Source organism: Thermostichus sp. MS-CIW-34 (genome assembly GCF_054060435.1).
This window is the reverse complement of record NZ_JBSSDE010000009.1, coordinates 46,439-62,973: the sequence shown is the minus strand read 5'-3', so window position 1 is coordinate 62,973 and position 16,535 is coordinate 46,439. Positions and strand designations below refer to the sequence as shown.

General features: G+C 59.4%; 16 protein-coding genes. 12 read left to right on the top strand and 4 right to left on the bottom strand.

Going from position 1 to position 16,535, the window contains the following annotated elements:
• Positions 1-326: 326 nt before the first annotated feature.
• Positions 327-2,927 (bottom strand): alpha-glucan family phosphorylase, encoded by a 2,601-nt coding sequence (gene glgP, locus ACVWYY_RS04910; RefSeq protein ID WP_457439755.1) that lies wholly within the window; start codon positions 2,925-2,927, stop codon positions 327-329.
• A gap of 152 nt (positions 2,928-3,079) precedes the next feature.
• On the opposite strand from glgP, the gene mnmE reads away from it, so the two are divergent.
• From mnmE to gpmI, 4 genes are all read left to right on the top strand, one after another.
• Positions 3,080-4,459 (top strand): tRNA uridine-5-carboxymethylaminomethyl(34) synthesis GTPase MnmE, encoded by a 1,380-nt coding sequence (gene mnmE, locus ACVWYY_RS04905; RefSeq protein ID WP_457439753.1) that lies wholly within the window; start codon positions 3,080-3,082, stop codon positions 4,457-4,459.
• Between the two features lie 110 nt (positions 4,460-4,569).
• On the top strand, positions 4,570-5,070 hold the full coding sequence (gene dps, locus ACVWYY_RS04900; RefSeq protein ID WP_414344460.1) for a DNA starvation/stationary phase protection protein Dps: 501 nt from the start codon (positions 4,570-4,572) through the stop codon (positions 5,068-5,070).
• A gap of 39 nt (positions 5,071-5,109) precedes the next feature.
• Positions 5,110-5,628, top strand: a complete 519-nt coding sequence (locus ACVWYY_RS04895; RefSeq protein WP_414522997.1) for a tetratricopeptide repeat protein — start codon at positions 5,110-5,112, stop codon at positions 5,626-5,628.
• A 215-nt stretch (positions 5,629-5,843) separates the two neighbouring features.
• Positions 5,844-7,436, top strand: a complete 1,593-nt coding sequence (gene gpmI / locus ACVWYY_RS04890; RefSeq protein ID WP_457439750.1) for a 2,3-bisphosphoglycerate-independent phosphoglycerate mutase — start codon at positions 5,844-5,846, stop codon at positions 7,434-7,436.
• A gap of 14 nt (positions 7,437-7,450) precedes the next feature.
• On the opposite strand, the gene ACVWYY_RS04885 is transcribed toward gpmI, so the two are convergent.
• Positions 7,451-7,765, bottom strand: coding sequence for a DUF7734 family protein (locus ACVWYY_RS04885; RefSeq protein WP_414522999.1), 315 nt, complete (start codon positions 7,763-7,765; stop codon positions 7,451-7,453).
• Complete coding sequence (locus tag ACVWYY_RS04880; RefSeq protein WP_457439747.1) at positions 7,762-8,349, bottom strand: DUF3177 family protein; 588 nt, start codon at positions 8,347-8,349, stop codon at positions 7,762-7,764. Before ACVWYY_RS04880 ends, ACVWYY_RS04885 begins: the two co-directional genes overlap by 4 nt.
• A 427-nt stretch (positions 8,350-8,776) precedes the next feature.
• Here ACVWYY_RS04880 and ACVWYY_RS04875 point away from each other — a divergent pair, with 427 nt between their 5' ends.
• The 8 genes from ACVWYY_RS04875 to ACVWYY_RS04840 all read left to right on the top strand — a co-directional run bounded on the left by ACVWYY_RS04875 (position 8,777) and on the right by ACVWYY_RS04840 (position 14,804).
• A complete protein-coding gene (locus ACVWYY_RS04875) occupies positions 8,777-9,280 on the top strand; it encodes a hypothetical protein (protein WP_457439744.1) in 504 nt (167 codons plus the stop codon).
• On the top strand, positions 9,277-10,023 hold the full coding sequence (atpB, locus tag ACVWYY_RS04870) for a F0F1 ATP synthase subunit A (RefSeq protein ID WP_414330483.1): 747 nt from the start codon (positions 9,277-9,279) through the stop codon (positions 10,021-10,023). The genes ACVWYY_RS04875 and atpB overlap by 4 nt, the downstream gene beginning before the upstream one ends.
• 221 nt (positions 10,024-10,244) lie before the next feature.
• Positions 10,245-10,490 (top strand): ATP synthase F0 subunit C, encoded by a 246-nt coding sequence (gene atpE / locus ACVWYY_RS04865; protein ID WP_235280127.1) that lies wholly within the window; start codon positions 10,245-10,247, stop codon positions 10,488-10,490.
• 102 nt (positions 10,491-10,592) lie between these two features.
• A complete protein-coding gene (locus tag ACVWYY_RS04860; RefSeq protein WP_414349846.1) occupies positions 10,593-11,066 on the top strand; it encodes a F0F1 ATP synthase subunit B' in 474 nt (157 codons plus the stop codon).
• A gap of 35 nt (positions 11,067-11,101) precedes the next feature.
• Positions 11,102-11,665 carry a F0F1 ATP synthase subunit B gene (locus ACVWYY_RS04855; RefSeq protein ID WP_457439742.1) on the top strand — a complete coding sequence of 188 codons (564 nt, stop codon included), beginning with the start codon at positions 11,102-11,104 and terminating at the stop codon, positions 11,663-11,665.
• Between the two features lie 20 nt (positions 11,666-11,685).
• Positions 11,686-12,234: an ATP synthase F1 subunit delta gene (atpH, locus tag ACVWYY_RS04850; RefSeq protein WP_414417833.1), complete on the top strand. Its 549-nt coding sequence runs from the start codon at positions 11,686-11,688 to the stop codon at positions 12,232-12,234.
• 43 nt (positions 12,235-12,277) lie between these two features.
• On the top strand, positions 12,278-13,798 hold the full coding sequence (gene atpA / locus ACVWYY_RS04845) for a F0F1 ATP synthase subunit alpha (protein WP_011434218.1): 1,521 nt from the start codon (positions 12,278-12,280) through the stop codon (positions 13,796-13,798).
• A 61-nt stretch (positions 13,799-13,859) separates the two neighbouring features.
• Positions 13,860-14,804 (top strand): F0F1 ATP synthase subunit gamma, encoded by a 945-nt coding sequence (locus ACVWYY_RS04840; RefSeq protein WP_011434217.1) that lies wholly within the window; start codon positions 13,860-13,862, stop codon positions 14,802-14,804.
• 5 nt (positions 14,805-14,809) lie between these two features.
• On the opposite strand, the gene ACVWYY_RS04835 is transcribed toward ACVWYY_RS04840, so the two are convergent.
• Complete coding sequence (locus ACVWYY_RS04835) at positions 14,810-16,510, bottom strand: ABC transporter permease (RefSeq protein ID WP_457439737.1); 1,701 nt, start codon at positions 16,508-16,510, stop codon at positions 14,810-14,812.
• Positions 16,511-16,535 lie beyond the last annotated feature (25 nt).

Genomic DNA, 16,535 nt, shown 5'->3' with positions numbered 1-16,535 from the left:
AAAACGCCGAACAGCTCAAGCCCAAAAAGCTCCCGTAGCTCACTTGGATCAAGAGTAGAAAGGGGATCCCCGTGCTCCTCCCAACCCTTTAGCTTGTGGGGGTGTGGGGGTAGCTAAGCCCCGCACTGTACCCGTAGCGTCAGTGTCGGGATACAGATACCCCCACATGGTGTATGATGAGAGTAGTTGCACAAAACGGCTTTGCCGGAATCTGGTGCAGCTACGCGGTGGGACATCCCGTGTCTGCTCGCAGAGGGTTCTTGCGTAGGCTCCCCGATGAAGCGAGAAGCCCACACTGTACCCGTAGGGTCAGTGATGGGAGTATGTCACGCCCAGAGCATCAACCGCAGCTCATAGGGATCGTGCATATCGGGGTGAAAGGGCAGCAAGCGGATGGCTAACCCTTGCAAGCCGCTGGCCTCATAGCAAATCTGGCCGGAAAAGATGGCCCGATCCTCCAGCGTCTCCACATAGCGCAGGGAGATTGCCTGTCCTTTCTGAATCTGGCCCTCATCATTGACCGGCCCCTGGTAAGCTTGCACAATCACATCCTGAGGTTGCAGGGATCCCAGCCGCACTTCCACCGTCACGGTGAGGGGATCCCTGGCCATCACCACTTGGTCATCCTGTGCCAAGGCAAGGCCGGCAGCGGCAGCTTTCTTCGGGGTTTCGATCTGGACGTTGAGAACCTGGATGTTGTACCAATGCTCCTGCAGGTGGTTTTGCCAACGAACGAACTGGCGGGCCGACTCGAAGTGGTCACGGCGCATGCGGTCGAAGTAGTTGCTGAGAGGAATGTAGGCTCGCTGGACGTACTCCAACACCATGCGCTGCGTGCTGAACTGGGGGCAATTGAGGCGAATCGCCTGCTTCATGCGCTGGATCCACTGATGGGGTAGGCCATCGCTGCCGCGCTGGTAGAAGAGAGGGGCAACCTCTTGTTCCAGCAGGTCGTAGAGGGCATTCGACTCCACCTCATCTTGATAGGCGCGATCCTCATACTCCTCACCGCGGCCAATGGGCCAGCCGGTCTGGTAATAGTCAGCCTCGTCCCACCAGCCGTCCAAAATACTGAGGTTCTGTCCACCGTTGGCTGCCGCCTTCATGCCACTGGTGCCGCTGGCCTCCCGGGGGCGCAAGGGGTTGTTCAGCCACACATCCACCCCGGCCACCATCAAGCTGGTGACATACATGTCGTAGTCCTCAATGAAAACCAAGCGCTGGCGAAACTCCGGCTGCCGCGACACCTGCACGATCTGGCGGATCAGCTCTTTGCCGGGTATGTCGCCGGGGTGGGCCTTGCCGGCAAAGATAAACTGCATCGGGTACTGAGGATGGTTGAGCAAAGCCTTGAGCCGTTCCAGGTTGTGGAACAAAAGGGTGGCCCGCTTGTAGGTGGCAAAGCGGCGGGCAAACCCAATGGTAAGCACCTCCGGGTTGAGGGCCTCAGAGGCCCGTTGGATCTCAGCCGCTGAGGCAGCCCGTTTCTGGAGCTGTTCCATCAAGCGCTCGCGGGTAAAGTTAATCAGGCGGGAGCGGCTGCGCTCGTGGGCCCGCCACAATTCCCCATCCGGAATCCGATCCACCTTTTGCCAGAGGGGATCCGAAGGAGGAGCCTCTGCCCAATCCGGCCCCAGGTAGCGGTCGTAGAGGGCTTGGTTCTCCTCCCCCACCCAGGTGCGGACATGTACCCCGTTGGTGATGGAAGTAATCGGCACTTCTTCCAGCGGGATCCCAGGCCACAGCCGGCTGAACATCTTGCGGGAAACCGCCCCATGCAGCTTGCTCACACCGTTCACAAAAGAGGCCATGTTGATGGCCAGCACTGCCATGCTGAAGGGAGATTGGAAGTCGCCAGTATTTTCCCGTCCCAAAGCCAAAAAGCGCTCCCGGCTCAGGCCCATCTGGCTGTAGTAGAAGCCGAGGTAGTAATCGATCTTGTCGGGCGGGAATAGGTCGATCCCGGCGGGCACCGGCGTGTGGGTGGTAAACATCTGGCTGGACTTGGCCACCTGCCAGGCCTCTTCAAAGCTCAGCCCCTGCTCCACCATCAACAGGCGAATCCGCTCTACTGCCAAAAAGGCCGAGTGCCCTTCGTTCATGTGGTAGACGGTGGGATGGATGCCAAGGGCGCGCAAAGCCCGCACGCCGCCGATCCCCAGCATGATCTCCTGGTGGATGCGCAGATCTTGGTCGCCACCGTACAGCTCATCGGTGATGTCTTGGTCGTACTGGCTGTTGGGCTCGATGTTGGTGTCCAGAAGATAGAGGGGCACCCTCCCCACCGTCACCTTCCAAATGCGGGCGAACACCTTGCGGTTGGGATAATCCACCTCAATGCGAATTTCGCGGCCCTCCGCATCCCTTTGCAGCTCCAGGGGCATGTTAAAGAAATCGTTAATTGGGTAGCGTTCCTGCTGCCAGCCGTCGGGGTTGAGGTACTGGCGGAAATACCCCTTTTGGTAGATCAAGCCCACACCCACCAGGGGCAAGCCCAGGTCGCTGGCCGCCTTGAGGTGATCCCCGGCCAACACCCCCAAGCCGCCTGAGTAGAGGGGTAGACAATCCGCCAAACCAAACTCTGCCGAAAAATAGGCGTAGCACTCCCCTTCCACCGCTTGGGCCGAACGATACTTGCGATACCAAGTGTCCTCCTGCAGGTAGCTCTGCAGTTGTTGGCTGGCCCGTTCCAACTGGGCCAAAAAGCCGGGATCCTCCGCCAACTCATCCAGCCGTTCCTGCCGAATCCGACCTAGAAAAGCCACCGGGTTGTGGCTGCAGGCATCCCACAGATCCGGATCCATGCGCCGGAATAGGCTGCGGGTTTCTACGTTCCAACTAAAATGCAGGTTGTAAGCCAACAAGCGCAGACTTTCCAGCGGAGTAGGCAGGTAGGGAGTGACCTTGAACGTCCGTAGCGGCTTCATAGAGAATCCGGGAAGAGCGTTGTTTCCACTGTCAGGCTACCTTGCCCTCAGCCTGAGGGCGTGGCTTTTTAACTTGAATGTCAATTTGTAATCCAGTGGATGCCGAGCTGTAATCCAACGGCTGCTCGAACTCCCTCAGGGCTCTATTTGGGATGGATCCGACTGCGCCCCTGGCCGATACGATCGCTGCCATTGCCACTGCGGTAGTGCCTGAACAGGGCAGCGTGGGGATTGTGCGCCTTTCCGGGTCACGAGCCCTTCCCATTGTCCAAGCCATCTTTACCCCTGCCCGCCGCAACGCAGTCTGGGAGAGCCATCGGCTCCTCTACGGCTGGATCCGCGACGAGAAAGGCCAAATCCTAGACGAAGCGCTGGCTGTTTGGATGCAGGCCCCCCGTTCTTACACCCGCGAAGATGTGGCAGAGCTGCATTGCCACGGTGGCATCATGGTGGTTCAGGCCACGTTGCAACAATGCCTGCGGCAGGGGGCGCGGTTGGCCCAGCCGGGGGAGTTTAGCCTGCGCGCTTTTCTGAATGGCCGCATTGACCTCACCCAGGCCGAGAGTGTGGCCGATCTGGTGGCGGCCCGCTCCCCTCAGGCGGCCCGGATGGCCCTAGCAGGCTTGCAGGGTAAGTTAGGGGGATCCATTCGCGCCCTGCGCCAGGAGCTGCTGAGTTTGTTGGCAGAAATTGAGGCTCGCCTCGACTTTGAAGAGGATCTGCCCCCCTTGGATGTTGCCGCTTGGCAGGCCCGGCTCCAAGCTATTCAAGCCCAGATGCAAGCCCTGCTGGCCACGGCAGAACGGGGACAACTGCTGCGCACCGGGGTGAAGGTGGCCATTGTCGGGAGGCCCAATGTGGGCAAGTCCAGCCTGCTCAATGCTTGGTCAGGACAGGATCGGGCCATCGTCACCGATCTGCCCGGCACCACCCGCGACGTGGTGGAATCCCACCTGGTGGTGAAAGGGATCCCCGTTCAACTGCTGGACACTGCCGGCATCCGCGCCACCGAAGATCCGGTGGAACGGCTGGGGGTGGAGCGCTCCCAACGCCTAGCCCAGGCTGCCGATGTGCTGGTGCTGGTCATCGACGCCCAAGCGGGCTGGACGGCTGCCGACGCCGCCATCTACGAGTCGATCCGCCATCGCCCCCTCATCCTGGTGATCAACAAAACCGACCTCGCCCCGCCAGAGGGGATCCCTCTCCCCCCCGAAATTGCCCACCGCGTCCCCGCCGTTGCCGCCCAAGGGAAAGGGATCCCGGAGCTGGAAAAAGCCCTGGAGCAGCTCATCACCCAGGGACGTCCCCAGCCCAATCTGGAGATAAGCCTGAACCAGCGGCAGGCCGCTGCCCTCCAACAAGCCCAAGCCAGCCTGGAACAGGTGGGGCAGGCCATCCAAGCTCAGCTCCCCCTGGACTTTTGGAGCATCGACCTGCGGGGCGCCCTACATGCCCTTGGCCAGATCACCGGCGAGGAGATCTCGGAATCGGTGCTGGATCAGATCTTCAGCCGCTTCTGCATCGGCAAGTAACTCTATAGACTCCTCCTAACTCATACTCATTCTGAGTTTGTGTTACTATGGGCTCAGTTGGGAAGCCGAAGCGGATCCCCGATAATGGAAACACAATTAGGAGATTAGGCATGGTTACCGCCGAGAAAACCCGTCTCTACCCCACCCAGATCGATTTGCCGGCAGAGGCTCGCGCGCAACTGGTGGAGCTGCTCAACCAGTCCTTGGCAGACACGTTGGATCTGAAGACGCAGGTGAAACAGGCCCACTGGAACGTTAAAGGCATGCACTTCATCGCCTTGCACGAGATGTTCGACACTTTTGCCAGCACCCTGGAAAACTACGTGGACATGCTGGCGGAACGGGTTACGGCGCTGGGGGGCATCGCCCGCGGCACGGCTCGCATCGTTGCCCAAACCTCCACCTTGCCGGAGTACGATCTGGCCGCTGAAGAGGGCCGGGATCACCTGCAGGCTTTGGCAGCCCGTTACGCTCAATATGCAGCTTCCGTCCGCCGCAACATTGACCGCACCACCGAACTGGGGGATGCCGACACAGCAGACCTGTTCACCGAGATCTCGCGCCAGATTGACAAAGATCTTTGGTTTATCGAGGCTCACCTGCAGGCGTGACGCCAGCGAGGCCAGTCACAGGCAAGTGGATCAAGCAAAATGGGCGTTAACGTTCCCCTCCTGTATTTGGTGGCTCTGGCCGGTATCCTCGGCGTGGCGGGCTTCTTTGTCCTGCGGGAGGTGCTGCGGGTACGGGCCCAGGAAAAGGTCATCCGTGAGCTGCAGCCCCGCCTGAGCAAAGGCAAGGGATCCCCGCAGGAGCACTACGAGTTGGGCAGCGTCTATCTGCAAAAGGGCCTCTACGACCAGGCGGTTGCCCAGCTTAAAAAAGCCCTAGAAGTGGCCGGGGAGAACATTCCCCCCGTCTGCAACGCCCTCGGTTTTGCCTACTTCAGCCAGGGGCAGTACGACTTGGCCATCCGTTACTACAAGGATGCCGTGGCTGCGGATCCCGGTTATGTAACTGCTTGGAACAATCTGGCCCATGCCTATGAGAAGAAAAATCTCTATGGCCCAAGCCTGGAAGCTTACGAAACTGCCCTGAAGTTGGATCCCCGAAATGCCATTGCTAAGCGGCGCTCGGAGTCTCTGCGCAAACGGTTGCAGCCCAGCCCCTGAGGATCCCATCTGCAATTTCATCCGCAGAAATACTCTTGACCGCAGCACAGTTGTCCATAGGAGTTGGCTCTAAAGACTCCATCCTGCCTGTGCAGGCACTTCCTTATCCTCTCAAAAGAAGATTGATAATATTGAAATCTTGAGTGCAAATGTAAGATCCGGTATCGTGTTGCCTGGGCTGGTATTATGTCTTAAATAAAACGAGAGGCCATTTCATGGATTCGCAATCGGTAGCACCTGTGGTTTTGGTGATCCTGGATGGCTGGGGTTATCGGGATGCTCTCGATGGCAACGCGGTGCTGGCTGCGGAAACCCCTGTCCTGGATAGCCTTTGGGCTGCCTATCCCCACACCCTGCTGCAAGCTTCGGGTCGGGCCGTGGGCCTGCCGGCAGGACAGATGGGCAACTCTGAAGTCGGGCACCTGACCTTGGGGGCAGGGCGGGTGGTGCCGCAGGAATTGGTGCGCATCAGCGACGCGATAGAGACAGGATCCCTCTTCCAGGATCCCTTGTTGATGCAAGTTTGTCGCCAGCTCAGAGAGCGAGGGGGCCGTTTTCACTTCGTTGGCCTTTGCTCCGAGGGGGGGGTTCACTCCCACATCGACCATCTCTATGGGTTGCTCAAGCTGGCGGCCCAGGCTGAGATTCCGGCCTATGTCCACGCCATCACCGATGGCCGCGACACCTTGCCCCGCGATGGTGCCAGAGTTCTGGCCGCCCTGGAAAAAGAGCTGCAATGGCTGGGCAATGGCGTCATCGCCACCCTGAGCGGACGCTACTACGCCATGGATCGGGATCGCCGTTGGGAGCGCACCCAAAAGGCCTACGAGATCATGACCCAAGACGGCCCTGGCCGTGGACAAAGCGCCGCGGAGGTGATGGAAGCTTTCTATGCCCAGGATCTCACAGACGAGTTCATCCCGCCCACTCGCCTGGCTCCAGGGGCTGTGCAACCCGGCGATGCAGTGCTTTTCTTCAACTTCCGCCCAGATCGCGCCCGCCAACTTACCCAAGCCTTTGTCTGCCCAGATTTCTCAGGCTTTCAGCGCCCCTTGCTGCCGGATCTCACCTTCATCACCATGACTCAGTACGAGGCGGAGCTGCCGGTGCAGGTGCTTTTCAAGCCGCAGAACCTGGATCACCTGCTGGGCCAAGTGGTGAGCGAGGCCGGCCTCAAGCAATTGCGCATTGCTGAGACGGAAAAATACGCCCATGTCACCTACTTCTTCAACGGCGGCATTGAGCAGCCCTTCCCCGGTGAGGATCGCATCCTGGTGCAAAGCCCGCTGGTGACCACCTACGACCAGGTGCCAGAGATGTCGGCAGTGGAAGTGACCGACAAAGCGATAGAGGCCATCGCCCGCCGCGAATACAGCCTGGTGGTGCTCAACTATGCCAATCCCGACATGGTGGGCCACACCGGCAACTACGAAGCCACCATCCGCGCTTTGGAGACGGTAGATCGCTGTTTGGGCAGGTTGCTGGCGGCAGTGGTGGATGCAGGAGGCACCACTTTGATCCTGGCGGATCATGGCAATGCCGAGCTGATGTGGGATGAGAACGGCAACCCCTGGACGGCCCACACCACCAACCCCGTTCCCTGCATTTTGGTGGAGGGGGAAAGGCGCAAAATCCCCGGCTGTGGCGGCGATGTCAAGTTCCGCTCCGACGGCACTTTGGCCGACGTGGCCCCCACCCTGCTGGAGATCTTGGGCCTGCCTCAGCCCCCCGAAATGACAGGACGCTCGCTTTTGCAGCCGGCAGAATACACCATCCTCCAGCGGCAACCCAGCCCTGTGGGGCGGTAGGTGCCAGGGATCCCTTACTCCGCCACCGGGATCCCTTCTTGGGCCAGCCATGCTGTTAGCTCTCCCCAGTTGCGATAGACAGCCAGAACCCGTGAGCGATCGGGGTGATAGGGGGCAGCCAAGCGCTCCAACTGCAAAAAGCGGGCCTGGGGAGGGATCACCGCCGCTTCGGGATCGGGGGGAGTGGGTCGGCGCAAGGAGCTGCTGTAGCCGCGGTAGATCAGCACCAGATCAGACTCTCCCTCGCTTTCCACCTCCACCCGCAGCACCTCTTGCGGGTGGTCTTGGCTATAGCGCTCCAAGGCCAAGGGCCAAGGCAGGGCCCTCATGCTTCCAGTTCCCCCTTATCAGTTCCGGGTCGCAGCCGCCAGACAAAGTAGAGGCTGTAGAGCAGGTAGGCCACCAGCCCCCAGGCCCCCACGCTCCCCAGCAGCTCCGGCGATACATTGGGATGGAAGATCTCCCGAAACCCCAGCGGTGGCCCAAACCAAGCCCGGCACTCCTCTGGCAGAGAAGTGCGGAAAGCACAGGGCACAAAGGCCCCCGAAAAGAGGATCCCGGCCCCCATATAACCAGTCAGGCCCCACCGCCAGAGCAAAAAGGCTCGCGCCGCCCAGCTTCTCGACTGCTCGAGAGCAGCACTCCAATCCCGCCAAAACCAAAGACAAACCAAGATCAACAGCCGCGCCATTGCTCCACTGAGAAAGCTGACGGGCAGGCCCCCAATCATCAGGTACACCGTCACCGCCAAGAGGCTCGATACCCGCCAATAAACGATCAATAGCTGAATCAAGGGCCGCAACCCCACCGCAAAAGCCCAAATCAGCAGTAGCAAAGGCATCACCACCGTCAGCGCCACTGCCAAGCGGTAGTCCAGCCAGATTGCATCCACCAGCCAACTCTGGGGAGTCATCCTCACCCTCTGCCACTCCTGCCCCTTAGTATATGAAACCTGGGGGATCCAGGACGGGACACAGAGAGTTACGGAATGTTAACGCCTGCTGACCATCCCCAGCAAAACTTTACACCAGACAGCTTTCAGAAAGTTTTCCATTTTGCCGCTACCGATCCCCGAAAGTGGTAGATTCTTAGCTAGCTCCTCAGAGGAGTATCCCTGTCGTTCGGAAGGCCAGCTGCCTGTCTGAGCGACCAGCGGAGTCTCCTTCAGACCTTGGCCCAACTTAATCTCATTAAGTATTGTTACTTAATCGTGTTATCTTGGGTTAAGGTCAAACCTTGAGAGGCATGACCTCGAAACCATGGCCCGTTCTTCCAGACTCCTCTCTCACAGTTCTACCCGTTGGAAGGCGACCCAGTGGAAGCCCAGACCACTGCCTCCCTTGGAGAATGCACCTCCTTCTCCGAAGCGGGAGGAAGAGACAGGGGATCCAGTTGCGTCAGAGCCACCCCTTGCCCTGGGGAAGCCCGATTTGGCGAGGAAGGTGAAGGGTGGAGCTAGGGGGGCAGCAGTTGCTGGCAGCGGGAGCTATGAAGCGCTGCAGCTGTGGCTGGTGCTGGTTACCTTGGGGGTAAGTCTGGCCATTGCCGTGGGAGTGGCCCTGGTTTACTCTCTGGGGGTAGCTGCCAACTACTTGCTGGGGGCGGTTGTTGGCGTGGTTTATCTGCGCATGCTGGGCCGCGGCGTAGCGGAGCTGGGCAAAAGCCGCAACCGTTTGGGGGTGACGCGCTTGGCTCTGTTTGTCGGGCTGATCATTCTAGCCACTCAGGTGAAGTCTTTGCAGATTTTGCCCATTTTTTTGGGGTTCATGACCTACAAGGTCACCCTGCTCATTCATCTTGTCCAGACCTTGACCCGTTCATCTTCTTCTGTGCGATGCTCATGAACCTGTCCTTCTCCTCTCCTCCTCTTTTGGCAGAACTCGAGGTCGGCCATCACCTTTACTGGCACCTGGGCAAATTCACGGTTCACGGGCAGGTTTTGATCGCCAGCTGGATCGCCATTGCCCTGATCTTGACGGTGGTTATCTTGGGCACCCGTCAACTGCAGCGGGAGCCGGCTGGTCTGCAAAACTTTGTCGAGTATGCCCTGGAATTTGTGCAGAGCATTGCCCGTGCCCAGATTGGCGAGAAAAACTTCCGGCCCTGGGTACCCTATGTCGGCACCTTGTTCCTGTTCATCTTCGTCTCCAACTGGATGGGCAACCTCTTCCCCTGGAAGTTAATTCCCCTGCCGGAAGGGGAGTTGGCCTCCCCCACCAACGACATCAACACCACTGCCGGGTTGGCGCTGCTCACCAGCATCATGTATTTCGTGGCCGGCATCAGCAAGCGGGGGCTGTCTTACTTCAAAAAGTACATCGAGCCTACCCCGATTCTGCTGCCCATCAACGTTTTGGAAGATTTCACCAAGCCCCTTTCCCTGAGTTTCCGTCTATTCGGCAACATCCTGGCCGAAGAGCTGGTGATTGCGGTGTTGGTGTTGCTGGTGCCCTTGTTTATCCCCGTGCCGGTGATGATTTTGTTTCTGTTTACGGGGGCGATTCAGGCTTTGATCTTCTCAACCCTCTCGGCAGCTTACATTGGAGAGGCGCTGGAAGGTCATGGAGGAGGGGATCACCACGATTGATCCCGCTGGTCGGTCGATCCATCTTGAACCTTTTCGGGAGGATCATCTCAAATGGGTCAGCGCAAGGGATCCCTTCTTTTGGTAAGGTTTGTTGGGGCTGACAGATTGGTTCTGAAAGCCGCCGACAAGGGAGTGATTTGAGGCTGTAGTGTATCAGACCCGATCACCTCTGAAGCTCAAGAGACGTTGTTGTTGTGTCAATCACCAAGGAGCATCTCACTATGGATCCGTTAACCTCTGCTGCTTCTGTTCTGGCTGCTGCTCTGGCCATTGGTCTGGGATCCCTGGGTCCTGGGATCGGACAGGGGAACGCCGCTGCTGCTGCGATGGAAGGGGTGGCCCGCCAACCGGAGGCGGAAGACAAGATCCGCGGCAACCTGCTGGTTAGCCTGGCCTTCATGGAAGCTCTGACCATCTACGGCTTGGTGGTGGCTTTGGTGCTCTTGTTTGCCAACCCCTTCGCCTAGTGTCCTACGGGGGCGGGCCGCAGCGATGGCCGAGGTGAGCCATATCCGCCCCCCAACTCGGCCTGACGGTAGACCTAAGTTTCTGTTGGGGTCATAACACCCATGCTCTTCCAAACTCTATTGGCTGTTGAAGCGGCTGAAAAAGGTGGTCTTTTCGATCTGGATGCCACCCTGCCCCTGATTGCCATTCAGTTTTTGCTGTTGGTGGCAGTGCTCAACTCCCTCTTCTATGAGCCGGTTACGCGGGCTATCGACAGCCGCAGCGACTACATCCGCACCACTCAAGCGGAAGCCCAAGAGCGGTTGGACAAGGCGGTGTCGTTGACCCGACAGTATGAGTCTGAGATCAGCCAGGCCCGCTTGCAAGCCCAGCAGGTGATCGCTGAGGCAGAGGCTGCAGCTGCTCGCATTCGTTCCGAGAAACTGGCTGCTGTGCAGGCAGAGATCCAGCAGAAGCTGGAGGCGGCGCGGCTACAGGTCGAGCAAGAGAAGCAGGCAGCCCTCGAACAGCTGCAGCAGCAGGTGGATGCCATTGCCGCCCAGATTACCCAGAAACTGTTGGGCAGTGCTCGTTAGATCGCTGGTTGGAAGTACTTTTGGAGGAGCTTGCGATGCCTGTGTGGAGTTGGGTGGCCGGTTGGATCTTGGCTGTGGCCGAGACCACGGAGCTACTCCCAGAAGCCAAGGCAGGAGAGGGGGATCTCTTGGCCAAGATTCTCGAGAGCAACCTGATCAACATCGCGATCATTCTCACCTTGCTGTTTATCTTGGGTCGCAAAGTGGTGGGAGAAGCCCTGGCCAAGCGGCGGGAGGGGATCCTAGAAGAACTGCGGCAGGCGGAGCAGCGCAAACAGGAAGCCATCGAGAAGCTGGCGGAGGAGCAGCAAAAGCTGGCCCAGGCTCAGCAGGAGGCTGAACGTATCCGCAAGCAGGCGGAAGCCAACGCCGAAGCCCGTCGGCAAGAGTTGTTGGAGCAGGCGGAGCGGGAAGTGGAGCGGCTGCGGGCCAATGCTGAGAAAGAGTTGTCCAGCGAGCAGGAGCGGATTCTTCAAGAGTTGCGTCGGCAGATCGTTCGCCAAGCCCTGAGCAAGGTGGAGCAGGAGCTGCCGCAGCACCTCAACGAAGAGACCCACCGCAGCCTGATCGAGAAAGCGATCCAAATGATTGCCCGCTAACTCTCAAGGAGGAGAAAGGTATGATCAGCAGCACAATGGCTGAGAAGGTGGTGGATCCCTATGCCGAGGCTCTCATTGCTCTTGGGTCAGGCCAGGGATTGCTGGACACTTTTGCCGCCGATATGCGCTTTATTGCCGAGGTTTTGCGGGCTACGCCGGAGCTGGGCCAGTTTCTCGCCAACCCGGTGATCAAGGCCGAGGCCAAAAAGAACCTGCTGCAGCAAGTATTTGCCGATCAGATCCACCCTCTGCTGCTGAATGCGCTGAAGTTGTTGACCGACCGCCGCCGTATCATGTTTCTCGGGACTGTTTGCCGGCGCTTTTTGGATCTGCAGCGGAAGCTCCAGAACATCGTCCTGGCCGAGGTGACGACGGCGATACCCTTGACGGAAGCTCAGCAGCAATCGATTCGCGAGCGGGTGATGGACTTCACGCGGGCCAGCGGCGTGGAGTTGCAAACTGCTCAGGATCCAGAGCTGCTGGGAGGGGTGGTCATCAAGATTGGATCCCAGGTGATCGACCTCAGCTTGCGTGGACAGTTGCGCCGGCTGGCCTTGCAGTTGGCCTAAGTTGGTTTTTGAGGATCCCTTCCCATTACTTGAGAGGACTGCTATGCCTACCATTCGCCCAGACGAGATTAGCACCATCATCAAACAGCAGATTGAGCAGTACAACCAGGAGATGCAGGTCTCCAACGTGGGGACAGTTCTGCAGGTGGGGGATGGCATTGCCCGCATCTACGGTTTGGATAAGGTGATGGCCAGCGAGCTGCTGGAATTTGAGGATGGCACCACCGGTATTGCCCTCAACCTGGAAGAAGACAACATCGGTGCCGTGCTGATCGGCTCCGGGCGGAATATCCAAGAGGGATCCACTGTCAAATCCACGGGCAAGATTGCCAGCATCCCGGTGGGAGAAGCCCTCTTGGGCCGCGTGGTGGATCCCCTGTGCAACCCCCTCGACGGCAAAGGCCCGATCCAGTGTACGGAGTCCCGCCTGATCGAATCTCCGGCACCTGGCATTGTCGATCGCCGCTCTGTGTACGAGCCCCTGCAAACCGGCATTACCGCCATCGATGCCCTGATCCCCATCGGGCGGGGGCAGCGGGAACTGATCATCGGCGACCGCCAAACCGGCAAGACCACCGTTGCTGTGGACACAATCCTGAACCAAAAAGGGCAGGATGTGATCTGCATTTACGTGGCCATTGGTCAGAAGCAGAGCACCATCGCCCAGGTGGTGGGCATCCTGACCGAGCGAGGGGCCATGGACTACAGCATTGTGGTGGCTGCCGGCGCCGATAGTCCAGCTCCGTTGCAGTGGCTGGCCCCCTACTGTGGCGCCACCATTGCCGAATACTTCATGTACCAGGGCAAACACACCCTGGTGGTCTATGACGATCTCTCCAAGCAGGCGGTGGCCTATCGGCAAATGTCACTGCTGCTGCGCCGTCCACCCGGTCGAGAAGCCTATCCTGGGGATGTGTTCTACCTGCACTCGCGGCTATTGGAGCGAGCCGCCAAGCTGAGCAGCCAACTGGGAGAGGGATCCATGACGGCACTGCCGATCGTGGAAACCCAGGCCAATGACGTGTCGGCCTACATTCCCACCAATGTTATCTCCATCACCGATGGGCAGATCTTCTTGGAATCGGATCTGTTCAACGCTGGCATCCGCCCGGCCATCAACGTCGGGATTTCCGTCAGCCGCGTCGGCTCGGCAGCTCAGACCAAGGCGATGAAAAAGGTGGCTGGCTCCATCAAGGTGGAACTGGCGCAATACCGCGATCTGGAGGCCTTTGCCCAATTTGCCTCTGACCTGGATGAGGCCACCCAAAAGCAGTTGGCCCGCGGCCAACGGCTGCAGGAGTTGCTGAAGCAGCCACAGTACTCTCCCCTGTCTCTGGATCAGCAGGTGGCCATTATCTATGCGGGGACGCGAGGCTATTTGGATGACATTCCGGTGGAGAAGGTCTCCAGCTTCAAACAGGGCCTTTTGGCTTACCTGGGCACCACCCATCCCAAGTATGGCGAGATTGTCCTCTCCACCAAGCAACTCACCGACGAGGCAGAAGAAATCTTGAAAACGGCCATCACAGAGTTCAAGCAGAGCTTCGTGGCCAAGGCGGCCTAGGGTGACGCGGATCTCTCCTGGCCCGGATCCCTGTCGACCACCAAAATAGAGGGAGTAGGTTATGGCAAACCTCAAGCGCATCCGCGATCGCATCAAGGCGGTGAAAAACACCCGCAAAATTACCGAGGCCATGCGGCTGGTGGCAGCAGCTCGGGTGCGGCGCGCCCAAGAGCAAGTGATGGCCACCCGTCCCTTCGCCGACCGGCTGGCCCAGGTTTTCTATCGGCTGCAAACTCGGCTGCGGCTGGAGGATGTCAACTTGCCTCTGCTGAAGCAGCGGCCCATCCAGACGGTGGGGCTGTTGGTGGTGGCCGGGGATCGGGGCTTGTGCGGAGCCTACAACGCCAACGTGATTAAGCGCACCGAGGAGCGGGTTCGCGAGCTGCAGGAGACAGGGCAGCAGGTGCAGCTTTACTTGGTGGGCCGCAAGGCGGTGCAGTATTTCCAGCGGCGCTCCGCTCCCATCGCCAAGACCTACGTGAATTTGTCGCAGATCCCCACGGCGGCTGAGGCTGCCCAGATTGGGGATCAGCTCCTGGCGGCCTTCTTGTCGGAGAAGGTGGACAAGGTAGAGCTGCTCTACACCCGTTTTGTCTCTTTGATCAGCTCCCGTCCGGTGGTGCAATCCCTGTTGCCCCTCGATCCGTCGCGGTTGGCCACTCAGGACGACGAAATTTTTCGTCTTTTGGTGCGGGGTGGGGAGTTTACTGTCGAGCGCAGCAAAGTCATCGCAGCGGTCTCGGCCCCACCTCAGGACATGATCTTTGAGCAGGATCCCGTGCAGATTTTGGATGCACTGCTGCCGCTGTACCTGAACAACCAGTTGCTACGGGCCTTGCAGGAGGCGGCGGCCAGCGAATTGGCAGCTCGCATGACGGCCATGAACAACGCCAGCGACAATGCCAGCGAGCTCATTCGCACGCTGGGTCTTGCCTACAACAAAGCTCGCCAGGCGGCTATTACCCAGGAGATCCTGGAGGTGGTGGCCGGAGCAGAGGCCTTGTAGGGTTCTCAAAGGAGATCCCCTGAGGAGCCGAGGTTGCGTTGTCGCGCCATCTGGGAGTTGAGCAGAATCACCGGCAAGATCCCCACCAAGACAATGGCCAAGGCCGGTGCCCCTGCTTCCGCCAGACGCTCATCGGCTGCCAAACGGTAGGTCTGCACCGCCAAGGTGTCGAAGTTGAAGGGCCGCAGCACCATCGTGGCCGGCAGCTCCTTCATCACATCCACAAATACCAGCAGCATAGCCCCCAAGAGGCCACCCCTCATCAAGGGCAAATGCACCCGCCAGAGGGTACCCAGGGATCCCTGCCCCAGGCTGCGGGCCGCTTCATCCAAACTGGGGGGAATGCGCAGCAGCGTGGCCTCAACGGTGGCCAAAGAAACGGCCAAAAACCGCACCAGATAGCCGAACACCAAAGCCGTGAGGGTACCGCCGATCACCAGGCCAGGTGGCTGTTGCAGCACCACCTGCCGCAGGTAGCTCAGCAGTTGATCCAACCACCCTAGGGGAATCAGAACCCCCACTGCAATCACCACCCCAGGCAGCGCATAGCCCAGAGAAGACAACTGCACTGCTAGCCGCAGGCCCCACGGGGATCCCGCCCGTCCTAGCCCCTGCATGCGCAGCCCGTAAAGCACCACCACCGACACGGAAACAGCAATGATAGCCGTGATGGTGGATAGCCAAAAGCTGTTCTGGGCGTAGCTCCAAAAGCGGCGACCCAACTCCCCCTGCCGCAGGGTCATGTGGAGCAGGATCAAGGCCGGCACGACGAAGCCCAGCCCAATTGGGATCCCACAGGCTAGCCAAGCCCCCACCGCCCGGATCCCTTGTAGGCGGTAACGGGTTGGGGTGGGTTTGAACCCTTGGCGATAGTAGCGCGCCCGCCGGCGGGAGACCTGCTCCATCGTTATCAGCAGCAACACCAGCAGCAACAGCAGCGACGAAAGCTGAGCCGCCGCCACCGGATTGCCCAGGGCCGTCCAGGTGCGGTAGATGCCGGTTGTAAAGGTATCTACCCCGAAATAGCTGACGGTGCCGAAATCGTTGAGGGTTTCCATCAAGGCCAGCAGACAGCCGGCCACGATCCCCGGTCGGGCCAGCGGCAAAGCCACCTTGAAAAAGCTGGCCCAAGGCCCGTAGCCCAAGGAGCGGCTTACCTCTAAGCAGGCCACCGATTGCTCCTGAAAGGCCAGCCGGGCCGAGAGGTAAACATAGGGATAGAGGGTGAGGATCAGCAGCAGGATCGCCCCCCACAACGAGCGAATGTTAGGGAACCAGTAGTCGCCGATCCCCCAACCTGTTACCCGCCGCAGCCAGATCTGGAAACCGCCGGTTACCTGCAAAAAATCGGTGTAGGCGTAGGCCAACACATAGGTGGGGGCCGCCAGGGGCAGCACCAACATCCACTCCAGCCAGGCCCGCCCCCAAAACTGACACATGGTCACCAGCCAGGCAGTGCCACTGCCCACCAGGATGACCCCCGCCGCCACCCCTGCCATCATCACCAGGCTATTGCGCACATAAAGCCCCAAGACCGTATCGGCCAGGTGCTCCCAAACCTGCCGCTCGTCCGCAAAAAGGCTGAGCAACACCGTAAGGACAGGAACGAGAATGAGACCGCTGAGGGTCAGAGTCAGAAGCGCCCAGCCGTTCAGAGGAAAGAAGCCACTTCCCGGCAGAGATTTGCTCAACAACTTCAACCTCATCTCTTTGTCCATCTCAACAGGCGGG

Excerpts from the sequence above, each read along its gene's own strand:
- glgP (WP_457439755.1), bottom strand. The coding sequence starts at position 2,927 with ATGAAGCCGCTACGGACGTTCAAGGTCACTCCCTACCTGCCTACTCCG.
- mnmE (WP_457439753.1), top strand. The coding sequence starts at position 3,080 with ATGGATCCGACTGCGCCCCTGGCCGATACGATCGCTGCCATTGCCACT.
- dps (WP_414344460.1), top strand. The coding sequence starts at position 4,570 with ATGGTTACCGCCGAGAAAACCCGTCTCTACCCCACCCAGATCGATTTG.
- ACVWYY_RS04895 (WP_414522997.1), top strand. The coding sequence starts at position 5,110 with ATGGGCGTTAACGTTCCCCTCCTGTATTTGGTGGCTCTGGCCGGTATC.
- gpmI (WP_457439750.1), top strand. The coding sequence starts at position 5,844 with ATGGATTCGCAATCGGTAGCACCTGTGGTTTTGGTGATCCTGGATGGC.
- ACVWYY_RS04885 (WP_414522999.1), bottom strand. The coding sequence starts at position 7,765 with ATGAGGGCCCTGCCTTGGCCCTTGGCCTTGGAGCGCTATAGCCAAGAC.
- ACVWYY_RS04880 (WP_457439747.1), bottom strand. The coding sequence starts at position 8,349 with ATGACTCCCCAGAGTTGGCTGGTGGATGCAATCTGGCTGGACTACCGC.
- atpB (WP_414330483.1), top strand. The coding sequence starts at position 9,277 with ATGAACCTGTCCTTCTCCTCTCCTCCTCTTTTGGCAGAACTCGAGGTC.
- atpE (WP_235280127.1), top strand. The coding sequence starts at position 10,245 with ATGGATCCGTTAACCTCTGCTGCTTCTGTTCTGGCTGCTGCTCTGGCC.
- ACVWYY_RS04860 (WP_414349846.1), top strand. The coding sequence starts at position 10,593 with ATGCTCTTCCAAACTCTATTGGCTGTTGAAGCGGCTGAAAAAGGTGGT.
- ACVWYY_RS04855 (WP_457439742.1), top strand. The coding sequence starts at position 11,102 with ATGCCTGTGTGGAGTTGGGTGGCCGGTTGGATCTTGGCTGTGGCCGAG.
- atpH (WP_414417833.1), top strand. The coding sequence starts at position 11,686 with ATGATCAGCAGCACAATGGCTGAGAAGGTGGTGGATCCCTATGCCGAG.
- atpA (WP_011434218.1), top strand. The coding sequence starts at position 12,278 with ATGCCTACCATTCGCCCAGACGAGATTAGCACCATCATCAAACAGCAG.
- ACVWYY_RS04840 (WP_011434217.1), top strand. The coding sequence starts at position 13,860 with ATGGCAAACCTCAAGCGCATCCGCGATCGCATCAAGGCGGTGAAAAAC.
- ACVWYY_RS04835 (WP_457439737.1), bottom strand. The coding sequence starts at position 16,510 with ATGAGGTTGAAGTTGTTGAGCAAATCTCTGCCGGGAAGTGGCTTCTTT.